Genomic DNA, 21,724 nt, shown 5'->3' on the forward strand with positions numbered 1-21,724 from the left:
ACTTTTCCGTTATGAAATTCACGATTGATAAGCATGAAAAATATGTCATCATCCAGCCTCATGTCGAGATACTGGATGGCGACTCAGCTCCGAAGATTAAGGCCGAATTTCTTTTGCGGAATACGGGCGGACAGCGAAACATCATCCTCGATTTATCTCAGGTAAAAGAGGCCGACTCTTCCGGTTTGCGAACCGGCTTAATGGCGCATCGTTTATGCAAAGCCGCAGGAGGTGTATTTGTTTTGGCCTGTGTGAATCAACAGATCAAAAGCCTTATTTCAGTATCTAATTTGGCCGGCGTATTGACACTGGCTCACAACACGGCAGAAGCCGAAGATTTAATATTTTCAAAAGAGCTTGAAAAAGAATTGAGGGGTGCCCTAGAAGAGGAATGAGATTTGAAGTGTTGATATTAGGGAGTAGCTCCGCCACCCCCATATACGGTCGTCATCCAACTGCACAGTTGATCAATGTCAATGAGCAACTATACTTAGTGGATTGTGGTGAAGGTACACAGGTACAGCTCATCAAATATGGAATCAGGAGCAACCGCATCAAACATATTTTCATCAGTCACCTGCACGGCGATCATTACCTGGGCTTAATCGGATTGATTTCATCGATGCATCTGGTTGGTCGCAAAGATGAATTGCATGTATATGGACCGCCGCCACTAAAAGAAATCATTGACCTGCATTTTTTGCATTCTCAAACGGTATTACGGTATCCGCTGCACATTCATCCCACACAGGACCTGACGATGGAGCCGATTTTTGAGAACGACAACCTTACAGTGAGCAGTTTCCCCCTGGATCATCGCATCGCCTGCACGGGGTTCCGGTTTGACGAAAGAAAACGAATGCCTACGATTAACCGCGATAAAACGGATGCGCTCGGCGTACCAACGGAATACCTTCCGCTGATTAAACGCGGAAACGACTATACAGCACCCGATGGCAGGATACATCGCTGGCAGGACCTAACGCTCGCCCCCCCAGCACCGCGAAGCTATGCATATTGCTCCGACACCGTAATGACTGAACGTTACCTGCCTTTCATACAACAGGTGGATCTGTTGTACCACGAAGCTACGTTTTTGCATGATATGGTGGATAGAGCTGAGGAAACCTTTCATACCACCGCTTTGCAGGCCGGGCAGATTGCCGAAAACGTACAAGCCCGAAAGTTACTCATCGGCCACTATTCAGCCCGCTATAAAGAACTGAAACCTTTGCTCGAAGAGAGTAAATCCGTGTTTTTTAATACCGACCTGGCCTTGGAGGGAAATTGGTACAGCGTCTAATTATTTATTACCAGCATGGCTAATTCATTTGATTTAACGAATTTATTACGAGATAATATCCGGAATTTGATCCCCTATTCGTCGGCCCGCGATGAATTCAAAGGGGAAGCATCCGTATTGTTGGATGCCAATGAGAACGCTTACGGCTCGCCATTGGACGGGAATTACAATCGCTATCCCGATCCGCTTCAACGGCAATTAAAAGTGAAATTAAGCCATATAAAAGGTGTGCCGCCCCGAAATATTTTCCTGGGTAACGGCAGCGACGAGGCCATCGATGTCCTCTATCGGGCATTTTGCCGACCAGGGGTGGATAACGTAATCCTTGTACCGCCCACCTATGGAATGTACGAAGTATCGGCCCATATTAACGATGTGACAACCAAAAAGGTAAGCCTTACGGCAGACTTCCAACTTGATCTGGAAGGTATTGCTGAGGCCATTGACACTAATACGCGCATGATCTTCCTCTGCTCACCCAACAACCCGACAGGAAATTCTTTGCACCGCGAAGATGTGGAAACCGTGTTGGCTAACTTCAACGGAGTGGTTGTAATCGACGAGGCGTATATCAATTATTCCCGCCACAAAACGTTTATCCAGGAACTGACCGAATACAGTAATCTTGTCGTCTTGCAAACCCTTTCGAAGGCCTGGGGACTGGCAGGGTTGCGCTTGGGAATGGCTTTTGCAAGCGAAGAAATCATTGAAGTATTCAACAAGATAAAACCGCCCTATAACATTAACCAAGCAACACAAGAGTTGGCCCTGAAAGCCCTTGATAACGTGGATAGAGTAAATGGATGGATCCGGGAAACGGTCGCTGAAAGGGATAAACTCATCGCTAAATTAGATTCGATGGCTTTTGTACAGCGTGTATACCCCTCCGACGCCAACTTCGTCCTAGCCAAAACCACCGGACCACGTGAAATATATACGTATCTGGTTAACAAAAGCATTATTGTACGCGACCGTTCTAAGGTTGAACTATGTGAAGGATGCTTGCGTATTACCGTAGGCACTCCCGAGGAAAACAGCGTATTGATGGCTGCATTAGATGAATATGCCCAAGGACGATAGTCGGAGGAACGCATTTGCATATCAGCGGTAATTTAACTATGTTTGGCGGTTTCAACACAACCATAAAAATGAGGCAATAAAGATGCCTAATACGATTAAACGATTACTTTTTATAGACCGGGACGGCACCCTGATTGTCGAACCGGAAGATGAGCAGATCGATTCATTTGCGAAACTGAAATTTTATCCGGGCGCATTGCAATACCTGCCACGTATTGCCAATGAACTCGATTACGAGCTAATACTGGTATCCAACCAGGACGGATTGGGAACCGACTCGCATCCCGAGGCCAATTTCTGGCCCGTACATACGTTTATTATAAACACGTTTGCCGGTGAAGGCGTGACCTTTGCCGCAGAACACATCGACCGGACATTTCCGCATGAAAATGCGCCAACACGTAAACCGGGGACAGCGTTGCTGACATCGTATTTTGATACCGGAAAATACGACCTGGCCCATTCTTTTGTGATCGGCGACCGTGTCAACGACGTAAAATTAGCCCAAAATTTAGGTGCAAAAGCGATCTGGCTACGGAATAACGATCTACTTGGCGCCGCTGAAGCGCACGAAATCGATGAATCGGTGGTTGCATTGGAGACTTCCGACTGGAAGGCGATCTATGAGTATCTGAAACTGGGAGATCGGGTGGGTGAACACCGCAGAAAAACCAACGAAACGGATATTTATATCCGGATAAACCTCGATGGCAAAGGAAAAGCGGACATCCGAACCGGACTTCCCTTTTTTGATCATATGCTCGACCAAATAGCCCGGCATGGAAATATGGACCTCACCATAAAGGCAGCTGGTGATTTGCATATTGATGAGCACCATACCATAGAAGACACCGGAATTGCGCTGGGGGAAGTGGTTGCCAAGGTGCTCGGTGACAAACGTGGTATCGAGCGTTACGCCTTCACGCTGCCCATGGACGACTGCCTGGCGCAGGTAGCCCTCGATTTCGGAGGCAGAAATTGGATTGTATGGGACGCCGAATTCAAGCGAGAAAAGATAGGTGACATGCCCACGGAAATGTTCTTCCATTTTTTCAAGTCCTTCTCAGATGCTTCCAAATGCAACCTGAATATAAAAGCCGAAGGAGAAAACGAACACCATAAGATAGAAGCGATATTCAAAGCATTTGCCAAATCGATCAAAAAGGCGGTGAAAAGAGACGCGGAACACATGGAACTTCCTAGTACCAAAGGAGTTCTTTAACAATTACAAGGCAGACGGTACAGAATTAAAGCTAAAATATGAAGCCGACGGCTTAAAGCCGAAAGCTGACAGCTGAATATGACAGGAATCATCAATTACGGAGCGGGAAATATTTTCTCACTGACGGCGGCACTAGACCGGTTAACTATTCCGTATGGAATGATCCAAACGGAAAGCGAGTTAGAAGCCTATGACCGCATTATCATTCCGGGGGTCGGCCATGCGGGTGCGGCAATGCGGAAATTGCAGGCAACAGGCCTGGCCGAATCGATCAGACTGCTCAAGAAACCGGTTTTGGGAATCTGCGTGGGCATGCAACTGCTCACGGCATACTCCGAAGAAGGCGACAGTCCGTTATTGGAGATCATCCCCTTGAAAACGTTACATTTTGAAAAGCGTATTGCGAAAAAAGTTCCACATATGGGCTGGAACCAAGTTTTCCATGAAAATAGGAGCGCGTTATTCGCCGATATAAAAAAAGATGCCTACTTTTACTTTGTACACTCTTATTTTATTGAATATAATGCTACTTTTACGGCCGCTTTTACCGATTATGGATTGAAGTTCTCGGCTTCCATACAGGATGGAAACTTTTATGGGGTACAGTTTCATCCGGAAAAATCGGGAGAAGCAGGTGAACGGTTGTTGTTGAATTTTTCAAACTTGTAATAAAAATCAACCTTAAAGAGATATGTATATTATTCCGGCAATAGACGTATTGGACAAGCAAGTTGTCCGCTTGCGTGAGGGCAATTATAATGACGCGACGGTTTACAAGGTTAGCCTCGAGGAGATGATCGAAAAATACCAGTCCAACGGCACCGAATTTGTGCATATTGTAGACCTAAATGGCGCAAAGGGCGATTTTTCAAACCAATCTTATTTGTTTGATATCGTTCGCCATACCGACATGAAGGTGCAATACGGAGGCGGGGTACGCAGCATTGAAAAAGTAAAAGAATTGGTCGATGCGGGTATCCATCGCGTGGTCGTTGGAACTCAAGCGATCACCAATCCTTCGTTTCTCGATGAACTCAGCAAACTGAACCGGGGCAAACATAAGTATGCCGATCAGGTTGTAATTGCCATCGACGTCTTAGACGAAGTTATCAAGTATTCGGGATGGATGGAAAGCTCGCCGGTCAAGCTCCTCGATTATATCGACCGATGTCTTTCCCTCGGTTTTTTCCGTTTTCTGTGCACGGATATCAACAAAGACGGAAAATTAGGTGGTGCCGGTGTGGAATTGTACAAAAAGTTATTGGATCATTCCCCGATCATTAAACTCATCGCCTCTGGGGGCATTAGTTCGATGGAAGACATTTTTGCCTTGGATGCCATCAAGGTCGAAGCGTGCGTTGTGGGGAAAGCCATTTATGAGAACCGCATTACCATTGAACAAATCAAGGAGTGGAATTTGAAGTCCCTCATCCGTTTTTAAATCATGCTAGCTAAGCGCATCATCCCCTGCTTGGACGTCAAAGATGGACGTACGGTGAAAGGAGTCAACTTCGTCAACCTTCGTGATGCAGGAGATCCCGTTGAACTGGCGTGGCAATACTCCCGGCAGGGAGCGGACGAACTGGTTTTTTTAGATATTACCGCTACACACGAACGACGTAAGACCACCGTGGATTTGGTAAAAGCCGTTGCTAAGCAAGTTAACATTCCCTTTACCATTGGCGGAGGCATCAATGAACTGACCGATGCCGATGTGTTGCTGCATTCAGGTGCTGACAAGATTTCAATCAATTCAGCGGCTGTGCGCAATCCAAATCTGATTAACCAATTGGCGGAGGCGTTCGGCATACAGTTCGTGGTGGTGGCAGTCGATACGCGCCATGTAAATGGGAAGAACTACGTACACCTCAACGGCGGTCGGCTGAAAACAGATATTGAAACCGAGGAATGGATTAAGGAGGCAGAAAGCCGTGGAGCAGGAGAGATTTTATTGACTTCCATGGACCATGACGGCACGAAGAACGGATTTGATTGCACATTACTGAAGAAGATCAATGACTGTTTATCGATTCCGTTGATCGCTTCGGGCGGAGCGGGGACTGAACAGCACTTTGTAGACGTGTTTAAACAAAGCAATGTAGATGCCGCGTTGGCAGCGTCCGTATTCCATTACGGGGAAATATTGATACCCGATTTAAAAGATAAGTTGCGACACCAGGGCGTTGCAATACGACAGTGATCATCGATCGAAAAATAGATTAACATGTTAGATTTCGAAAAAAGCGGTGGCCTCATTCCCGTGATTATACAGGATGCGCAGACGCTTGAAGTATTGATGCTGGGCTATATGAATGAGGAAGCCTGGCAAAAAACGCAGTCTGACAGACGTGTCACGTTTTTCTCGCGAAGCAAAAACAGGCTGTGGACCAAAGGCGAAGAAAGCGGACATTTTCTCGAGGTAATTAGCACACATATTGATTGCGACCACGATACGCTATTGATCAAGGCACAGCCCAAAGGCCCTACGTGCCACACCGGTAGCCGAAGCTGCTTCCGTACCGAATTCAATCAGAATTTTATTTTTGAGCTGGCCGATATCATCGCTAATCGCTATGAATTCCCTACCGCGGATTCGTATGTAAACCGCCTCCGGCAACGGGGATTGAACAAAATTGCCCAAAAAGTCGGCGAAGAGGCTGTGGAAACCGTGATTGCCGCTTTGGCGGAAGATGACGCAGATTTTATCAATGAAACGTCCGACCTTGTGTTTCACCTCTTGGTGCTACTAAAGGAAAAAGGCGTCTCATTGGAAACGATTGCCAAGAACCTGGAAAGCAGGCATCGGTAGTATAACCGCTACCATGGGTAAGCTGAAGATACATAAGGCCGGAACGCTATCGGGGCATCAAAACCCGATTTTTGCCATTGAAAACGGGGTTGGGGCCCCGATCATCTATACGGGTGGAAACGACAAGGGTGTAGTGGAGTGGAATTTGGAGAAAATGGCCTTCGAGCGTGTTTTGTATCCTGTGCAGTTTTCCGTTTATGCGTTACATCTGCTATCCAACACTACGTTGCTTGCGATCGGCACCCGGGATGGCATGGGCACAGTGGTACATACAGAAACGGGGAAGCTGATGGCAAAACTTGAACACCACAGACGTCCTATCTTTGCCATCAAATCTTTTAAGACAAAACCTGAACTTATCCTGGCATCGGAAGATGGTTCCGTTTCAATCTGGAACACGCAAAACTTTGAGCTGTTATACCATTTCAACGTCTCAAGCCAAACGGTGCGCACCATCGCAATCAGTACGGACGAAAACTGGGTAATCTTTGGCAGCAAAGACGGCAAGGTTAAATTATATAATGCGCGAGATTATTCGTTTATCGAAGAATTACCCGCTCATGCTATGCCAGTCACGGCATTGTGCTTTTCGCCCGATGGGCACTACCTGCTTACCGGGGGGCGGGACGCCCAGCTTAACGTCCTTGAAACGGTCCGCTTCACAGTCGTCAATACATTTACTCCGCATCTGTTTACGGTATATGCGATTAAATATCATCCTTTTTTACCCATCTTTGCCACAGCCAGCCGGGACAAAACGATTAAAATATGGTCGTCTGACGACTTCCGTTTGCGGCGGGTGATTAGTCTTGAGAGAGGTTTCGATAGCCATGTGCTTTCGGTAAACGACCTGATCTGGAATGGCTATAAAAATCAGCTGATATCCGTCAGTGATGACAAACGGGCCTTGGTATGGGATGTGTTCTTTGATCTCTGATGCAAACATTTTTTAAAATCTCTTGTTCTTAAATTATAAAACTGAAGTGGCGAAAGAAAAGCCGAAAACAAAAAAAGGACATTGAGATGAACACGAAAAACAGCATTGTTACGTATGCATTGGTAGGACTCGCAGCGGGCACGGTTGCTTGGTTACTCTTGGGCACCAAGGAAGGCCGCAAACAATTGGATCGCGCAAGTGACGGCATACGGGAATTATCAAATTCCATCAGGAAGAGTACGAAAGATGGTTTGCATAAGGCTTCAAAGTTGGCCGATCGAGCTACCGAAGAAATTAATGATCTGCGCTCTCAAGCGAGAAACAAAGGCCAATCAGCAATCCGCAAGGCAGACCAACTAGCAAAAGAAGGAATAAACAGGGCGAGCGACGCGGTGACGTCAGCTAAAAGCCGAGCGGAAGAAGAAATATAGAACCGCAGGTCGCGGGTAATAGCGCGCGAATTGTATCTTTGCGGGGGATGAGTTTAGTCAAAGAGGTTATACTCCTTATTCGCAAAGAAATTTTATTGGAGTGGCGTTTCAAATATGCCATCAACGGTATTTTACTTTATGTGGTGTCTACGGTTTTTGTCTGCTATCAAGCGTTTAAATCCGTAGACCCCACTACCTGGAATGCACTTTTCTGGATTATCCTCCTATTCGCATCCGTTAATGCCATTAATAAAAGCTTTGTGCAAGAAAGCCGGAACCGCCAATTATACTATTATACCATCGCCAGCGCAAAAGCCATCATCTTATCCAAAATCAGTTACAATATGCTGATTATGCTATTGCTATCTGCAATCGCCTATTTGGTATATTCAATAATCTTCCAAAACCCTTTGGGCGACCCGGCCCTCTATTTCGTTGTGGTAGTGCTTGGAAGCACCGGTTTTGCTGCCGTGTTTACCATGGTAGCCGGTATCAGTGCCAAAGCGGGAAATAACAGCACCTTAATGGCTATTCTCAGTTTTCCAATCGTCATCCCGTTACTTCTTGTGCTGATCAAAGCCTCCAAAAATGCGATGGACGGCCTGGACCGTAGCGTCAGCCTGGATGAGCTCTCTGTCCTACTCGCTATCAATATCATTACTGTAGCCGTTTCTTTAGTGTTATTTCCTTACCTTTGGAGGGATTGACTCGGTTTGATCAAGGATATAAGAAGCTCCTTACTCTTTTAATCATTATTCAATATCACGTATAAATGAAACAGTATTGGTGGAAAATTTTGGCAATTTTACTGCTCCTATACAGCATAATCATGGGAATATTGGGTCCAGTGCCCGCTCTGCCTATTGTTCACGAAACCATTCGCAACGTCTACTTTCACGTGCCGATGTGGTTCACCATGTTTACCCTCTACTTAATTTCGGTTATCTATAGCATTAAGTATTTGTCTTCCAGCAATCCACAGCATGATCTGGTTGCTGTGGAAAGCGTGAACGTAGGGATTGTTTTTTGCTTGTTCGGATTGGTAAGTGGGATGCTGTGGGCAAATTTTACTTGGGGTGACCCCTGGCCCAATGACCCCAAACTGAATGGTTCTGCCATTGCAACGCTGATGTACCTTGCATACCTGGTACTTCGCAATGCACTGGAAGAGGAACAAAAGCGAGCGCGTATCTCAGCGATTTATAACGTCTTTGCCTTTCCGATTATGATCGTGCTCATGTACATTCTCCCAAAGACAACCGATTCACTGCATCCCGGTAGCGGGGGAAATTCGGGATTCGGGCAATTCGATCTGGACGGCTCCATGAAGGCCGTATTATATCCGGCGTCATTGGGATGGATCCTTTTCGGTGCCTGGCTGATGACGCTTCGGTTTCGCATTCGCAAACTGGAATACCAAAACGACACTACAGTGGAGTAAATATTGGCAGATTAACAACTGTAAATCGATTAAATACTAAAAATTGACAACGTTTATTGGAAAACGATATGAAAAAGGTAATTCTTTCTTTGCTATTAGTTATCAATGGGTTAATGTGTAGTTTTGCCCAATCAAACGCCGGAGTCGAAATGGCATCGGAGTTACGCAGTTCGGGCAAGATCTATGTGGTGGTTGCCGTGTTGGTTGTGCTGTTCTTGGGATTAGCAATCTATCTAATTACCATCGACCGAAAAATTTCACGACTGGAAAAACAGCAGAAGTAATCACGCATCACTGTATCCGATACGTTCCCAAACTGTTTGTTGATTAACGATAAGTTTACCAATTTATAATAATAACGATTGATATGACTAAGTCGAAAGCAAACTCAGTGCAAGAACCCCATTTTTTTAACGATGTATCCCAGTTTTTCGATCACGCAGCCCAATTCACCAAACATCCCCAAGGCTTACTAAACCAGATCAAAGTATGCAACAGTGTTTACCGGTTCAGTTTTCCCTTTAGAAGGGGTGACCAGATTGAGGTGATCCACGCCTGGCGGGTGGAGCATTCGCAACATATGTCGCCTACCAAAGGAGGTATCCGCTATAGCGAAATGGTTAATGAAGACGAGGTAATGGCGTTGGCAGCATTGATGACCTATAAATGTGCCATCGTCAATGTGCCTTTCGGCGGAGCCAAAGGTGGCATCTGCATCAATCCAAAAAATTACTCCGTCAGCGAGCTTGAGACCATCACGCGTAGGTATACAGTGGAATTGATCAAGAAAAACTTCATCGGCCCGGCCATTGACGTTCCCGCTCCGGATTACGGAACGGGTGAACGGGAAATGAGTTGGATTGCAGATACCTATACGACCATGAACCCCGGACAATTGGATGCATTTGGTTGCGTGACGGGCAAGCCCCTATCTTTACATGGCATCAATGGTCGCAAAGCGGCAACGGGGAGAGGTGTGGCCATTGCCATTCGCGAATGTGTGGATGTAGCCGAAGATATGAAAGAAATTGGCCTTACCCCGGGCATTGCCGGGAAAAGGGTGATTGTGCAGGGATTGGGCAATGTAGGGTACAATACGGCAAAAGTATTGATGGAGTTTGGAGCCCTCATTGTCGGGATATGTGAATACGACGGTGCGCTTTACCATCCCGATGGGTTGGATCCCGATGCCATCCTTGAACACCGGAAAAATACCGGTTCAATTCTCAATTACAAAAAGGCAACCAAACAGTTCAAAACGCCAGCCGAAGGGTTGGAACAGGCGTGCGATATCCTAGTACCTGCCGCTTTGGAAAATCAGTTGACCGAAGAAAACATCGGTCGTATCAAAGCCAAAATCATTGCCGAAGGTGCAAACGGACCCACCACCCCCGGCGCAGAAGCAATTTTTGTGAAAAATGGCGGTATCATCATTCCGGATATGTATTGCAACGCCGGCGGGGTAACCGTTTCCTACTTCGAATGGCTAAAGAACCTGTCTCATGTGGCCTTTGGCCGTATGGATAAACGCTATGAGGAAATGTCCAATCTGAATCTTGTCAATACCGTCGAAACCATTACCGGCAAGTCCCTTACTCCCACGCAACGGATGGCCATCGTGAAAGGGGCTGATGAGTTGGAGCTGGTTAATTCTGGATTGGAAGACACCATGATTCGGTCTTATCACGAAATACGTGCGATTAAAAACGCAAACAGGGCCATTGACACTTTACGGACGGCGGCTTTCGTCGGATCGATTGACAAGATTGCCATCTCCTATCAGAATTTAGGTATTTGGCCGTAAGACGCCGATTTCCGTTCCTGATAAAGCCCCGGCTTAATCCGGGGCTTTTTCTTTTCAATTGATTCCATGCCAAATGTTAGGACTTTTAAAAAAATCGACCTAATTTTACGTTCCGCTTAATTTACACCGTATGGAAGACAAGGTAGACTATTTGACTGTATTTCGGACAATATCTATCCCCAGTATCGTACTACTTCCGAATGCTCCTTTATTTACTATTGTAGATGCCAACGACGCATATCTTGAACTCGTTCTTAAAAGCAGGGCAGAGCTCGTTGGAAAAGGCTTTTTTGACGTCTTTCCGAGCAATCCATACCTGAGCGAAAATGCGTGGAAAAAAAACTTTGACACGATACTCCGGGAAAAGAAAAGGCACCAGGTACCGCCACAAAAATATGCGTTCCCGTTAACCACCTCACCGACGCGCTTCGATATCAAGTATCTCAAAATCGAACAAACGCCGATACTCGACGACCGCGGTGAAATACGGCTTATTATCCGCTCGATGACCGATGTGACCGAATCCATCAATCATGACCAATTTCTCCAGGACACTCAACAGGTAGCGCGGATCGGAAGTTGGGAAGTGAATATCGCACGCCAAACGGTTATATGGTCTCAAGGGCTACGGGAAATCTACGAGGTAAGTCCCGACTACCAACCCAGCTTGGAATCCGCCTTGGCTTTTTACACTGACGAAGACGATCGGCAGCAGCTCATTGCGGCTTTCGAAAAAGCCGTTCACGAGGGAACGGTTTTTCGTGTTGCCCTTCCCATTACCACCCAAAAAGGGAATAAACGATGGATATTGTCTGCCGGCAAAGCCGATTTCATCAATGGCGTATGTGTACGCGTCTATGGAGTTTCAAAGGATATCACGGAGAAAAAATACCAGCAAGAGGCGCTGATCGCATCCGAACATAAGTTTCAAGATCTCATCGAAACCATCGACGGCATCGTTTGGGAAGCGGATGCACGAACGTATAAGACCACTTTTATCAGCGGAAAGGTAGAGCAGATACTGGGTTACACGGCCGAAGAATGGCTTGCCGACGACAGGTTTTGGCTGAACCATATTGTTGAAGCAGACCGCGAACGCGCCGTTGAACATTATTATGCCACAGACCAAACTCAAATTCCAGCAAAGCATGCCTTCGATTACCGTATGGTAAAGAAAGATGGCGGAATCGTGTCGATAAAAGATATCGTATCGGTCATCTATGAAGCCGATGCACCCCGATGGCTCCGTGGCATTATGGTCGATATCACTGAGACGAAGCGCTTGGCCGACTTGGATCAATTGGAAAAAACCATGCTCGAATTGAACGAACAGCGGCAAATACCCTTGGCTCATATACTGTCCGACTACCTGACTGGCATTGAATCCCTTTTCCCAGGCATGTATTGCTCGTTGTATCGGATTCAAAACAACCGATTGCGGACTTGGATAGCGCCCTCTTTACCCGCAGCCTACCTTCAAACCATCGACAACATTGCGATCGGCGAAAACTCGGGTTCTTGCGGTGCTGCCGCGCACTTAAAACGACCAGTAGTTATCAACGACATTACTGCCGATAGCCGATGTACCAACTACAAACATTTAGCCTTAGCCTATAACTTAAAAGCTTGTTGGTCTCATCCCATCCTCGATTCGGAAGGAAACGCCATGGCGGTGTTAAGCATGTATTATAAACGGGTGCAGTCGCCCAAAGCGGAGGAGTTGGCCATCGTAGATCGGACAGGCTCGCTTCTGAAAGTCATTATCGAGAATCGCCAGAGTGCTGATTCGGCTCATGAGGCATCCGTGATGATGAGTCAGGGCCAGCAGCTGGCCCGATTCGGCATCTGGCAACGGGATATAGAAACCCACAAAGTTTCGTGGTCGGACACCCTTTATGAAATCTACGGATTTGACGCTAAAAATCAGGCAGCCACATTCGAAAACTACCTCCAATCGGTACATCCCGACGACCGGCAGCAGGTTATGGATGTGGTACATCGTATCCAGGATACCGGAGAAGACACGGTCTTTGAAGAACGGATTATACGTCCAAATGGAGAGACGCGTCATTTACGCTCGTGGGTGAGGCTGATAGGCGGTAGCCATGCGCCACGGAAATTGATCGGTGCAAGTCTCGACGTTACGGACACCAAATTGGCCGAACAGAAAATGAATGCATTATACACCCAATTGGAACAGTATGTAACGAAAATCGAAGCTTCCGAAAAGAAATACAGTGACCTGTTTCACTTAAGTCCGCAACCCATGTGGGTATACAGCTTGGACACGTATCAATTTCTCGACGTAAACCGGGCTGCTGTCACACACTATGGATTTTCGCGGGAGGAGTTTCTCGCGATGACGATAAAGGAAATCCGGCCCGAAGAAGAGCTTCCGAAGCTTGAAGCGGCCGTTGCGTTTGTCCGGGAACATGAAACGCTGTTTACCAAAGGGGTCTACCGACACCGGAAAAAAGATGGAACGCTAATCGATGTTGAAATTCAAAGTAACATCATCCAGTTCCAGGGGCAGAAGGCGGAAGTCGTACTGGTCAATGACATCACCGAAAAGGTTAATTACGTCAAGGCTATCGAAGCCCAAAACAGCAAATTGCAAGAAATTGCCTGGATGCAATCGCACGTTGTCAGAGCGCCGGTAGCCCGCATTATGGGTCTAGTCGACGTCATCCAGCGATTTCCCAAATCAGCAGTCGATCACGACGAGCTGCTTGACGCCATCAATCGTGCTGCAACCGAACTGGACGATATCATCCACACCATCACCGAAAAAGCCGAACAGATACATATAACTAGTACCTGAAGCGATGGACGTTTGCGTGATGATCGTTGATGATGACCACATGTTTAACCTAATGGCTAAGCTTCAGCTTGCCCATGCGGGCATTTCCGCACACCCCTATACGTTTACTGACGGCAACGAAGCGCTTTCATTTATTGCGAAACACCGGTATTCTTCCACACGTATCCTGCTTTTCCTTGACATCAACATGCCGGGAATCAGTGGCTGGCAGGTGCTGGATGAATTGCAACGGTGGGACATTCTGGCGAAAATCCGTGTGGTCATGGTCACGTCATCCATTGACAGCGCCGATCAGCGCCGTGCAAAAACATACCCGCTTGTTGCCGGTTATTTGATCAAGCCCATAAAGCTCGAACACTTGCTGTCGCTAACGCGGGCCGCTCCGCTTTCCGCATGGTTTGTCAATTCATAACGATTCGTTATTTACACAACGCTTCCCATAAAATCTCAACGGGATGATGGGCTTTCCGCTGTACACCGTCTTTGATCTGGTGCCGGCAGCTGGTACCGGGCGCAGCAATCAGGACTTCTTCAGGGGTCTCCCGTACAGCCGGCAACAATACCAGTTCGCCTACCTTCATGGATACACCATAATGCTCCTTTTCATAGCCAAAAGAACCAGCCATCCCACAGCAGCCTGATGGAATAATCTCAACTTCGTGCCCTGTTGGGAAAGAAAGGATGCGGGCAGTGGTCTCCACCAGGTGAAACGCCTTCTGGTAACAATGCCCATGCAGCTTTATTTTACGCGGCGACTCCGTAAACAACGACTGGCTGATACGCCCCGCTTCCATTTCGTTCCATAAGAACTCATCAATAAGCAAAGCATTTTTTGCCAATTTATAAGCATCGGCTACCAGTTCGTTATCTACCAGATCGGGATACTCGTCGCGAAAGGTGAGAATGGCGGAAGGCTCAATGCCAATCAGCGGGGTTTCTGCGGTAATGACGTCTTTGAGGTACCTTACGTTGCGATTTGCAATCGCCTTCGCACGCCGGACGAGCCCTTTCGATAAATAAGTGCGGCCGCTTTCGGCATGTTGGGCCAACTGCACGTCATACCCCAATGCGGTGAGTAGCCGGTATGCCGTTTGGCCGATACCCACATCGTTGTAGTCCGTAAATTCATCGCAAAACAGGTAGACCCGCCGCTTTTGCAACCCCGGATTTTGCAACCCCGAAGCCTGTTGTTTCCGCTGCTTGGTCACCCATCTGCGCAACGTAGTGCTGCCCACTTCAGGCAATGAACGATCCGGCGCAAACCCCAGGATGCGCTTTACCCATCCAGACCACATTCTACTTTTGATGATTGCATTATAAACGCCCGGCAGGTAAGAGGCTAACTGCTGTGACTTGGTAAAATTGGCTATCACCCAAGCGCGGAAAGGGGTCCCGTTAGCGTCGTAATAGTGCTGCAGGAATTCGGCTTTCATCTTCGCGATGTCCACGCCCGAAGGGCATTCCGTCTTGCAGCCCTTACAACTCAGGCAGAGGTCCATCACTTCCTTGATTTCCGGATGGTCAAACCGATTCGCTTTCGGCGAGTGGGTTAAAAATTGTCTCAGCATATTGGCCCGTGCGCGGGTGGTGTCTTTCTCCTCGCGGGTGGCCATATACGAGGGGCACATGGTCCCCCCGGTGATATGCGATTTCCGGCAGTCGCCCGAACCGGAACATTTTTCCGACAACCGTAAAATACTTTCCTGCCGACTGAAATCGAAAACGGTTTCGATCGTCGTAGCGGACGTATCCTGCTCGTAACGCAGATTCGTATCCATCGGTGGGGTATCCACAATCTTATTGGCATTGAAAATACCACGCGGGTCGAAGATTTCCTTCACCTGCTTCAACAACGCATAGACTTCGTCGCCCAAAACAGCGCCGATGAATTCCCCGCGCAAACGGCCATCGCCGTGTTCGCCGCTCAGCGATCCGTTGTATTTTTTGACCAATTGGGTCGTTTCCGCCAAGACCGACCGAAACGCTTTTTTCCCCGCCTCGGTCTTCAAATTGATCAGCGGTTCCACATGGAGTTCCCCGGCCCCCGCATGGGCGTAATAAGAAGCCTTCAAACCATGATTATCCAGCAACCGCTGCAAATCGGTAATGTAAGCTGGCAGGTCTTCGGGCGATACGGCACAGTCCTCAATGAGGTTGACGGGCTGCGTATCGCCCGGCAAATTGCGTATTAAGCCCAGGCCCGCTTTGCGCACATCCCAAACCAGGTTGGTATCCGGCCCCGTGATCAGCGGGTGGGCATACCCCAACCCCTGGCATACCAGGTCGGCTTTCAGTGCCGCGGCCTTTTGCTGTACCTCCGCCAGCGTCTCTGCCCGAAATTCCACCATCAGCAAGGCCTCGGGGTCGCCCTCAATGAAGAACCGATTGTATTGATACGTCGGATGGCCTTTGGTAAAGTCCATGATGTATTTATCCACCAGTTCCGATGCCTCGGGATGATGGCGCAATGCCACAATATTGGCTTCGAGCGATTCAACAAGGGTGTGGCAATGTATGCACAGCAAGCCCACTTCCTTGGGCGGCAACGGCAACAGGTTGAGTTTGGCCTCGGTAAGAATCCCCAGTGTTCCCTCCGACCCGGCAAACAGTTTACAAAAATTGAACGGCTCTGACGCATCACTGAGCATGTCCAGGGCGTAGCCCGTGTTGCGACGGGTAAGCGCCCGTTTGGGATAACCTACCTGGATAGCCTGTTTGTTGGCTGGATTAGCCAGTAATTCGTTTACCCCGCGATAAATAGCACCTTCCCGACCCGTTTGCTTCAGCTTATTAAACAATGCCTGCTCATTCAGCGCTTCAAACACGACTTCGGAAGCGTCATCCAGCAATACGTTCGCCGAGCGCAGGTGACTACGGGTGTCGCCCCATACAATGGAATGCAATCCGCAGGAATTGTTGCCCACCATGCCGCCTATCATTGCCCTGTTGGCCGTTGAGGTTTCCGGACCGAACATCAAGCCGTAAGGACGGAGGTACGCATTCAGGTCGTCGCGGATCACCCCGGGCTGCACACGTACCCAACGTTCCGCCACATTTACTTCCAGCACCTGGTTGAAATGTTTCGATACATCCACGACAATCCCGCGGCCCACGACCTGCCCGGCGAGCGAAGTGCCTGCGGTCCGCGGAATCAACGTCACGCCGTATTCCCGCGCAAACACGATGAGCCTCCGTAGATCATCGATATCTTTGGGAATGGCCACCGCCAAAGGACGCTCCTGATATACCGATGCATCTGTGGAATAAGCCCGCAACAAGGTTTGGTGTTTCGGGCTTTCATCATGATAGAGTGAACCCCTCAAGACCTTACCTAACTCCAATAACCCTACTCTCATTTCGTTTACTTTCATAATCAAACGTTAAAGATACATGTCTCAGTTTAGTAACGTATACCTTTAATACCTCATTCCAATTCCAATATGATATCGTCGGTATTGACCAGCGTCCCTGCGCCGAGTTCAACCTGTTTCACGGTACCCTGTATGGAAGCGGTAACGGTCGTTTCCATTTTCATCGCTTCAATCACAAAAAGCGGCTGGTTTATCGCTATGGCATCGCCCGGTGCCACAAACACCGTGGTTAACATCCCCTGCAAGGGCGAGCCCACCTGTCTGGGATTAGCTGCATCTACCTTTCGGTTTTCCTTTCGGGCAATCTCAGATTTTCCATCCCGTATCTCTAAATTACGCGTCTGACCGTTTAATTTAAAGAATACCGTGCGGTTGCCGTCTAGGTCGGCCGGTCCAATGGAGACCAGCTTTACCAGAAGCGTCTTTCCCTTTGCCAGTTCCACGGTAGTTTCTTCTCCGGGTTGCATGCCGTACAAAAAATACGGTGTTGGTACCACCGAAACGTCACCGTACTTCCGGTAGGCTTTCAGATAGTCCGCAAACACCTTGGGGTAAAACTGATAACTTAAGTAATCGGTAAAGGTAAGGTCCTCTCCATATTCCTTCGTGAACCGTTTGAAATCCAGATCTAAGTTAAGCGGAGGCAAGTGCTTATTGGGCCGATCAGCGTATGCATCCTGTCCTTTCAAAACCATCCGCTGCAATTTAGCGGGGAAACCGCCCTCCGGTTGGCCAATGTCTCCGCGGAAAAAGGATACGACCGAATCAGGAAACGATAGACGATCGCCGCGTGACAGCACGTCCTCTCCCGTTAGGTTATTGGCCACCATGTATTGCGCCATATCGCCAACCACCTTAGAGCTGGGCGTTACCTTGACAATGTCCCCGAACAACCGGTTCGCTTCGGCATAGCTGCGCTTGATATCCCCTATCCGATTCCCCAGGCCAAGCGCATTCGCCTGCTGCTTCAGATTAGAATACTGCCCACCGGGGATCTCATGCCGGAAAACTTCGGCCGATCCGGCCTTCATCCCCGATTCAAAGGGGCTGTAATAAGCGCGTACCGTCTCCCAATAGTCGCTATACGCATTAAGGCTATCGATGTCGTACGGATTTTCCCTTTCATGGAAACGCATCATTTCGATGATCGCATTGAAATTAGGCTGGGATGTCAAGCCTGATAAAGCGCCCAATGCGCAATCTACCACATCGACGCCTGCTTCGATCGCTTTCAGATAAGTGGCCGTCTGCAACGAAGAGGTATCATGCGTATGCAGGTGAATGGGGATTTTAACCGTATTCTTCAATGCGGCAACGAGTTCGGAAGCGGCGTACGGTTTCAGCAAGCCCGACATATCCTTGATAGCCAGCATATGAGCGCCGGCATTTTCCAAATCCTTGGCCATCCGCAGGTAATAATTAAGGTCGTATTTCGTTCGTTGTGGATCCAGGATATCGCCCGTATAACACAATGTCCCCTCCGCAATGCCGCCCGTACGCTTCCGCACCATTTCGATGCAGGGAGCGATGTTTTCCATCCAATTCAGCGAATCAAAAATTCGGAATACATCGACACCCGTTTCCCAGCTTTTTTCAACAAACGCTTCAATGAGATTGTCGGGATAGGCAGCATATCCCACACCGTTACATCCACGGATGAGCATTTGCAGCAGAATATTCGGGATGGCTTTGCGTAATTTCGCCAACCGGCTCCAAGGGTCTTCCAGTTGGAAGCGCAGGCATACGTCAAACGTCGCACCACCCCACACTTCCATGCTAAATGTCTGGGAATGTGCTTTGGCAAATCCGGAAGCGACTTTTAACATATCATGGGTACGGACGCGGGTCGCAAGCAGCGATTGATGTGCATCACGCAACGTTGTATCGGTATAATGTATCCGCGTTTCATTGACTAACCATTCACAAAGTCCTTCTGGCCCCAGTTCAGTCAGCCGATCTTTGGTTCCTTTCGGGAAACATGCTTGCGGATCAACCGCTGGAATGATCGGCTGTTCCAATTCCGCAGGCTTTATCGCCCCCTTGGTATCCGGGTTACCATTAACCGAGATCTCCCCAAGAAAGGCCAGCAATTTGGTCCCGCGGTCTTGTTTACCGGCAGGTTTGAATAGTTCGGGATGGGCGGCAATGAACCCTACCGTTGCCTCACTCGCTAAAAAGACCGGATGCGTCACTAGGTTTTCCAGAAACCCGATATTGTTTTTGACCCCGCGGATACGGAATTCACGTAGCGCCCGGTCCATCCGCTTAGCCGCTTCGGCCAGCGTATTGCCATGGGTGCTGACCTTCACCAACATGGAATCAAAAAACGGACTCACCTTCATGCCCGGGTAGGCGCTTCCTTCGTCCAGCCGTACGCCAAAACCCGCCGCATTGCGATAGGTAATGATGGTGCCGTAGTCAGGCTTGAAACCATCCGATGGATCTTCCGTAGTGATCCGGCACTGGATGGCAAACCCGTTGAGTGGAATCGCGGTTTGTTCGCCCAGCCCGATCTGCGGGTCTGCTAATTTATATCCTGAAGCAATGTATAGTTGTGTTTTTATGAGATCGATGCCGGTTACCATTTCGGTTACCGTATGTTCTACCTGAATGCGGGGGTTCACCTCAATGAAATACACACGGCCGTCAGCGTCTACTAAAAATTCAACCGTGCCGACGTTGTCATATCTGGCCTCTCTGGCAATAGCTGTGGCATAGGAGTATAGTTTTTCTCGGGTTTCCGTGCGTAGATTTGCCGCCGGCGCGACTTCTACCACTTTTTGGAACCGGCGTTGCACAGAACAATCGCGCTCGTAAAGGTGCACCACATTACCGTATCGATCGCCCACCACCTGCACTTCGATATGCCGGGGGCTCTCGATATACTTTTCCAGAAACACCGTACCGTCCCCAAAAGCATTCAGCGCCTCATTCCTTGCGCTGGTAAATGCTGCCTCCAATTCATTGTCATTCCGCACGACACGCATCCCGCGGCCGCCGCCGCCGGCGGCGGCTTTCAGCATCAGCGGATAACCGATACGCCATGCTTCGGATAATGCCGCCGCAACACGATCCAATGTTTCACGGCTGCTGCCGATGGTCGGTACACCTGCCTTTTGCGCGGCTTCCTTGGCACGTACCTTATCACCAAGCCGATCCATAACATCAGGCGACGGGCCGACGAAAATGATCCCCTCTTCGGCACACCGACGGGCAAACCCCGCGTTTTCAGAAAGGAAACCGTATCCAGGGTGGATGGCATTTGCATCGCAAGCTTTCGCTACCGTAATAATCGCCTCGATATCTAGGTAGGGTTTAAGCGGTTCGGTATCCGACCCGATCTGGTAGGCTTCATCTGCCTTATACCGATGCAGCGAATACCGGTCTTCAAACGTATAAATGGCTACCGTACCGATACCTAACTCGTTGCATGCCCGGCTAATCCGGATCGCAATCTCACCACGGTTCGCGATGAGTACCTTTTTGATGTTCATATGCTCCTCCCGCTATGGGTTTATGCTTGTTCGCAAATCTGCTTCTGCTCGCCGAGTCCATCCACACCAAGTTCCACCACGTCGCCCGCCTTCAGGTAAAGCGGGGGCTTCATTCCCAAGCCTACGCCCGCTGGCGTACCGGTCAGGATTAGGTCTCCGGCCTCCAGGGTCATGAACTGCGATAGGTAATGGATGATGTAATATACGTCAAAAATAAGGTTTTTGGTATTTCCATCCTGCATGGTCTTTCCGTTCACCTGGAGTTTCAGCCGAAGGTTGTGAACGTCCGCCACTTCATCGGCCGTCAGCAGCCAAGGGCCCGTGGGACTGAAATTGTCGCACGACTTTCCCTTCGTCCACTGACCACCGCGCTCCAGTTGGAATGCACGTTCAGATACATCGTTGACAACACAGTATCCCAGAATATATTGCTTCGCCTCGTCTGTAGTCTGCAAATACCGCGCATTTTTTCCGATAACCACGCCAAGTTCTACCTCCCAGTCGGTCTTTTCGCTGCCACGCGGGATGAGGATGGGGTCGTATGGGCCCACCACGGTATTGGAACCTTTCTGGAAGACGATCGGTTCCTGCGGTAAGGCCATGTTCGATTCTTTGGCATGATCCGAATAGTTCAGACCGATACAGATCACCTTGCCTGGACGCGCGATCGGGGCTGCCCAACGCTCCTGGTCGCTTACTGCTCCGGGCCGCGGATTGATTGACAGGTATTCGCGCAGTTTTTCGAGGCCACCTTTGTTGAAAAAATCCCGGTCCCAGTCGTTAAATCGATCAGAAAGGTCCCGCCTAACGTTGTGTTCGTCCAAAATACCCGGGCGTTCCGACCCCGGTTTGCCAAAACGGATTAATCTCATAAGGGTATAAATTTATATCGCTATCTTCCAAAAATAGACAAGCACAACTACACTGCGCGTACGATGGCAATATAACATGCGATTTTGATAAGATTGGATAATCGGAGCAGAACGCTCTTTGAAGACGGAGCTTTATCGT

The 21,724-nt window shown here is 48.7% G+C and carries 19 protein-coding genes; 16 read left to right on the forward strand and 3 right to left on the reverse strand.

The window, feature by feature from the left end:
- Positions 1-11: 11 nt before the first annotated feature.
- From ACFQRK_RS08345 to ACFQRK_RS08420, 16 genes are all read left to right on the forward strand, one after another.
- Positions 12-395, forward strand: coding sequence for an STAS domain-containing protein (locus ACFQRK_RS08345; protein WP_379005501.1), 384 nt, complete (start codon positions 12-14; stop codon positions 393-395).
- A complete protein-coding gene (locus ACFQRK_RS08350) occupies positions 392-1,303 on the forward strand; it encodes a ribonuclease Z (RefSeq protein ID WP_379005503.1) in 912 nt (303 codons plus the stop codon). Before ACFQRK_RS08345 ends, ACFQRK_RS08350 begins: the two co-directional genes overlap by 4 nt.
- A gap of 15 nt (positions 1,304-1,318) precedes the next feature.
- Positions 1,319-2,383 (forward strand): histidinol-phosphate transaminase, encoded by a 1,065-nt coding sequence (gene hisC / locus ACFQRK_RS08355; protein WP_379005505.1) that lies wholly within the window; start codon positions 1,319-1,321, stop codon positions 2,381-2,383.
- A gap of 82 nt (positions 2,384-2,465) precedes the next feature.
- Positions 2,466-3,605 carry a bifunctional histidinol-phosphatase/imidazoleglycerol-phosphate dehydratase HisB gene (gene hisB, locus ACFQRK_RS08360; protein WP_379005507.1) on the forward strand — a complete coding sequence of 380 codons (1,140 nt, stop codon included), beginning with the start codon at positions 2,466-2,468 and terminating at the stop codon, positions 3,603-3,605.
- A gap of 78 nt (positions 3,606-3,683) precedes the next feature.
- On the forward strand, positions 3,684-4,274 hold the full coding sequence (gene hisH, locus ACFQRK_RS08365; RefSeq protein WP_379005509.1) for an imidazole glycerol phosphate synthase subunit HisH: 591 nt from the start codon (positions 3,684-3,686) through the stop codon (positions 4,272-4,274).
- Positions 4,275-4,296: 22 nt separating this feature from the next.
- Entirely contained in the window at positions 4,297-5,046 is a 750-nt protein-coding gene (locus ACFQRK_RS08370; protein ID WP_379005511.1) for a HisA/HisF-related TIM barrel protein, read from the forward strand.
- Between the two features lie 3 nt (positions 5,047-5,049).
- A complete protein-coding gene (hisF, locus tag ACFQRK_RS08375) occupies positions 5,050-5,805 on the forward strand; it encodes an imidazole glycerol phosphate synthase subunit HisF (RefSeq protein ID WP_379005512.1) in 756 nt (251 codons plus the stop codon).
- A 24-nt stretch (positions 5,806-5,829) separates the two neighbouring features.
- Positions 5,830-6,414, forward strand: a complete 585-nt coding sequence (hisIE, locus tag ACFQRK_RS08380; protein ID WP_379005514.1) for a bifunctional phosphoribosyl-AMP cyclohydrolase/phosphoribosyl-ATP diphosphatase HisIE — start codon at positions 5,830-5,832, stop codon at positions 6,412-6,414.
- A gap of 13 nt (positions 6,415-6,427) precedes the next feature.
- Positions 6,428-7,351 carry a WD40 repeat domain-containing protein gene (locus ACFQRK_RS08385; protein WP_379005516.1) on the forward strand — a complete coding sequence of 308 codons (924 nt, stop codon included), beginning with the start codon at positions 6,428-6,430 and terminating at the stop codon, positions 7,349-7,351.
- 86 nt (positions 7,352-7,437) lie between these two features.
- Positions 7,438-7,782, forward strand: coding sequence for a hypothetical protein (locus tag ACFQRK_RS08390; RefSeq protein WP_379005518.1), 345 nt, complete (start codon positions 7,438-7,440; stop codon positions 7,780-7,782).
- Between the two features lie 47 nt (positions 7,783-7,829).
- Positions 7,830-8,489, forward strand: coding sequence for a heme exporter protein CcmB (locus tag ACFQRK_RS08395; protein ID WP_379005520.1), 660 nt, complete (start codon positions 7,830-7,832; stop codon positions 8,487-8,489).
- Positions 8,490-8,554: 65 nt separating this feature from the next.
- On the forward strand, positions 8,555-9,223 hold the full coding sequence (gene ccsA / locus ACFQRK_RS08400) for a cytochrome c biogenesis protein CcsA (protein WP_379005522.1): 669 nt from the start codon (positions 8,555-8,557) through the stop codon (positions 9,221-9,223).
- Positions 9,224-9,291: 68 nt separating this feature from the next.
- A complete protein-coding gene (locus ACFQRK_RS08405) occupies positions 9,292-9,507 on the forward strand; it encodes a CcmD family protein (RefSeq protein ID WP_379005524.1) in 216 nt (71 codons plus the stop codon).
- Between the two features lie 83 nt (positions 9,508-9,590).
- Positions 9,591-11,027, forward strand: a complete 1,437-nt coding sequence (locus tag ACFQRK_RS08410; protein WP_379005526.1) for a Glu/Leu/Phe/Val dehydrogenase — start codon at positions 9,591-9,593, stop codon at positions 11,025-11,027.
- A 130-nt stretch (positions 11,028-11,157) separates the two neighbouring features.
- Positions 11,158-13,848 carry a PAS domain-containing protein gene (locus ACFQRK_RS08415; RefSeq protein ID WP_379005528.1) on the forward strand — a complete coding sequence of 897 codons (2,691 nt, stop codon included), beginning with the start codon at positions 11,158-11,160 and terminating at the stop codon, positions 13,846-13,848.
- Between the two features lie 19 nt (positions 13,849-13,867).
- Positions 13,868-14,260 carry a response regulator gene (locus ACFQRK_RS08420; protein WP_379005887.1) on the forward strand — a complete coding sequence of 131 codons (393 nt, stop codon included), beginning with the start codon at positions 13,868-13,870 and terminating at the stop codon, positions 14,258-14,260.
- Between the two features lie 7 nt (positions 14,261-14,267).
- Here the strand turns inward: ACFQRK_RS08420 and ACFQRK_RS08425 are convergent, their stop codons facing one another.
- The 3 genes from ACFQRK_RS08425 to ACFQRK_RS08435 are packed head-to-tail and all read right to left on the reverse strand — an operon-like array spanning position 14,268 to position 21,585.
- Positions 14,268-17,219 carry an FAD-binding and (Fe-S)-binding domain-containing protein gene (locus ACFQRK_RS08425; protein WP_379005530.1) on the reverse strand — a complete coding sequence of 984 codons (2,952 nt, stop codon included), beginning with the start codon at positions 17,217-17,219 and terminating at the stop codon, positions 14,268-14,270.
- Positions 17,220-17,272: 53 nt separating this feature from the next.
- A complete protein-coding gene (locus ACFQRK_RS08430) occupies positions 17,273-20,713 on the reverse strand; it encodes a pyruvate carboxylase (RefSeq protein WP_379005532.1) in 3,441 nt (1,146 codons plus the stop codon).
- A 20-nt stretch (positions 20,714-20,733) separates the two neighbouring features.
- Positions 20,734-21,585, reverse strand: a complete 852-nt coding sequence (locus ACFQRK_RS08435; protein ID WP_379005534.1) for a fumarylacetoacetate hydrolase family protein — start codon at positions 21,583-21,585, stop codon at positions 20,734-20,736.
- Between the last annotated feature and the right edge of the window lie 139 nt (positions 21,586-21,724).

Origin of the sequence: Parapedobacter sp. GCM10030251, from assembly GCF_042666505.1 — a bacterium.
Classification (GTDB): Bacteria; Bacteroidota; Bacteroidia; order Sphingobacteriales; family Sphingobacteriaceae; genus Parapedobacter.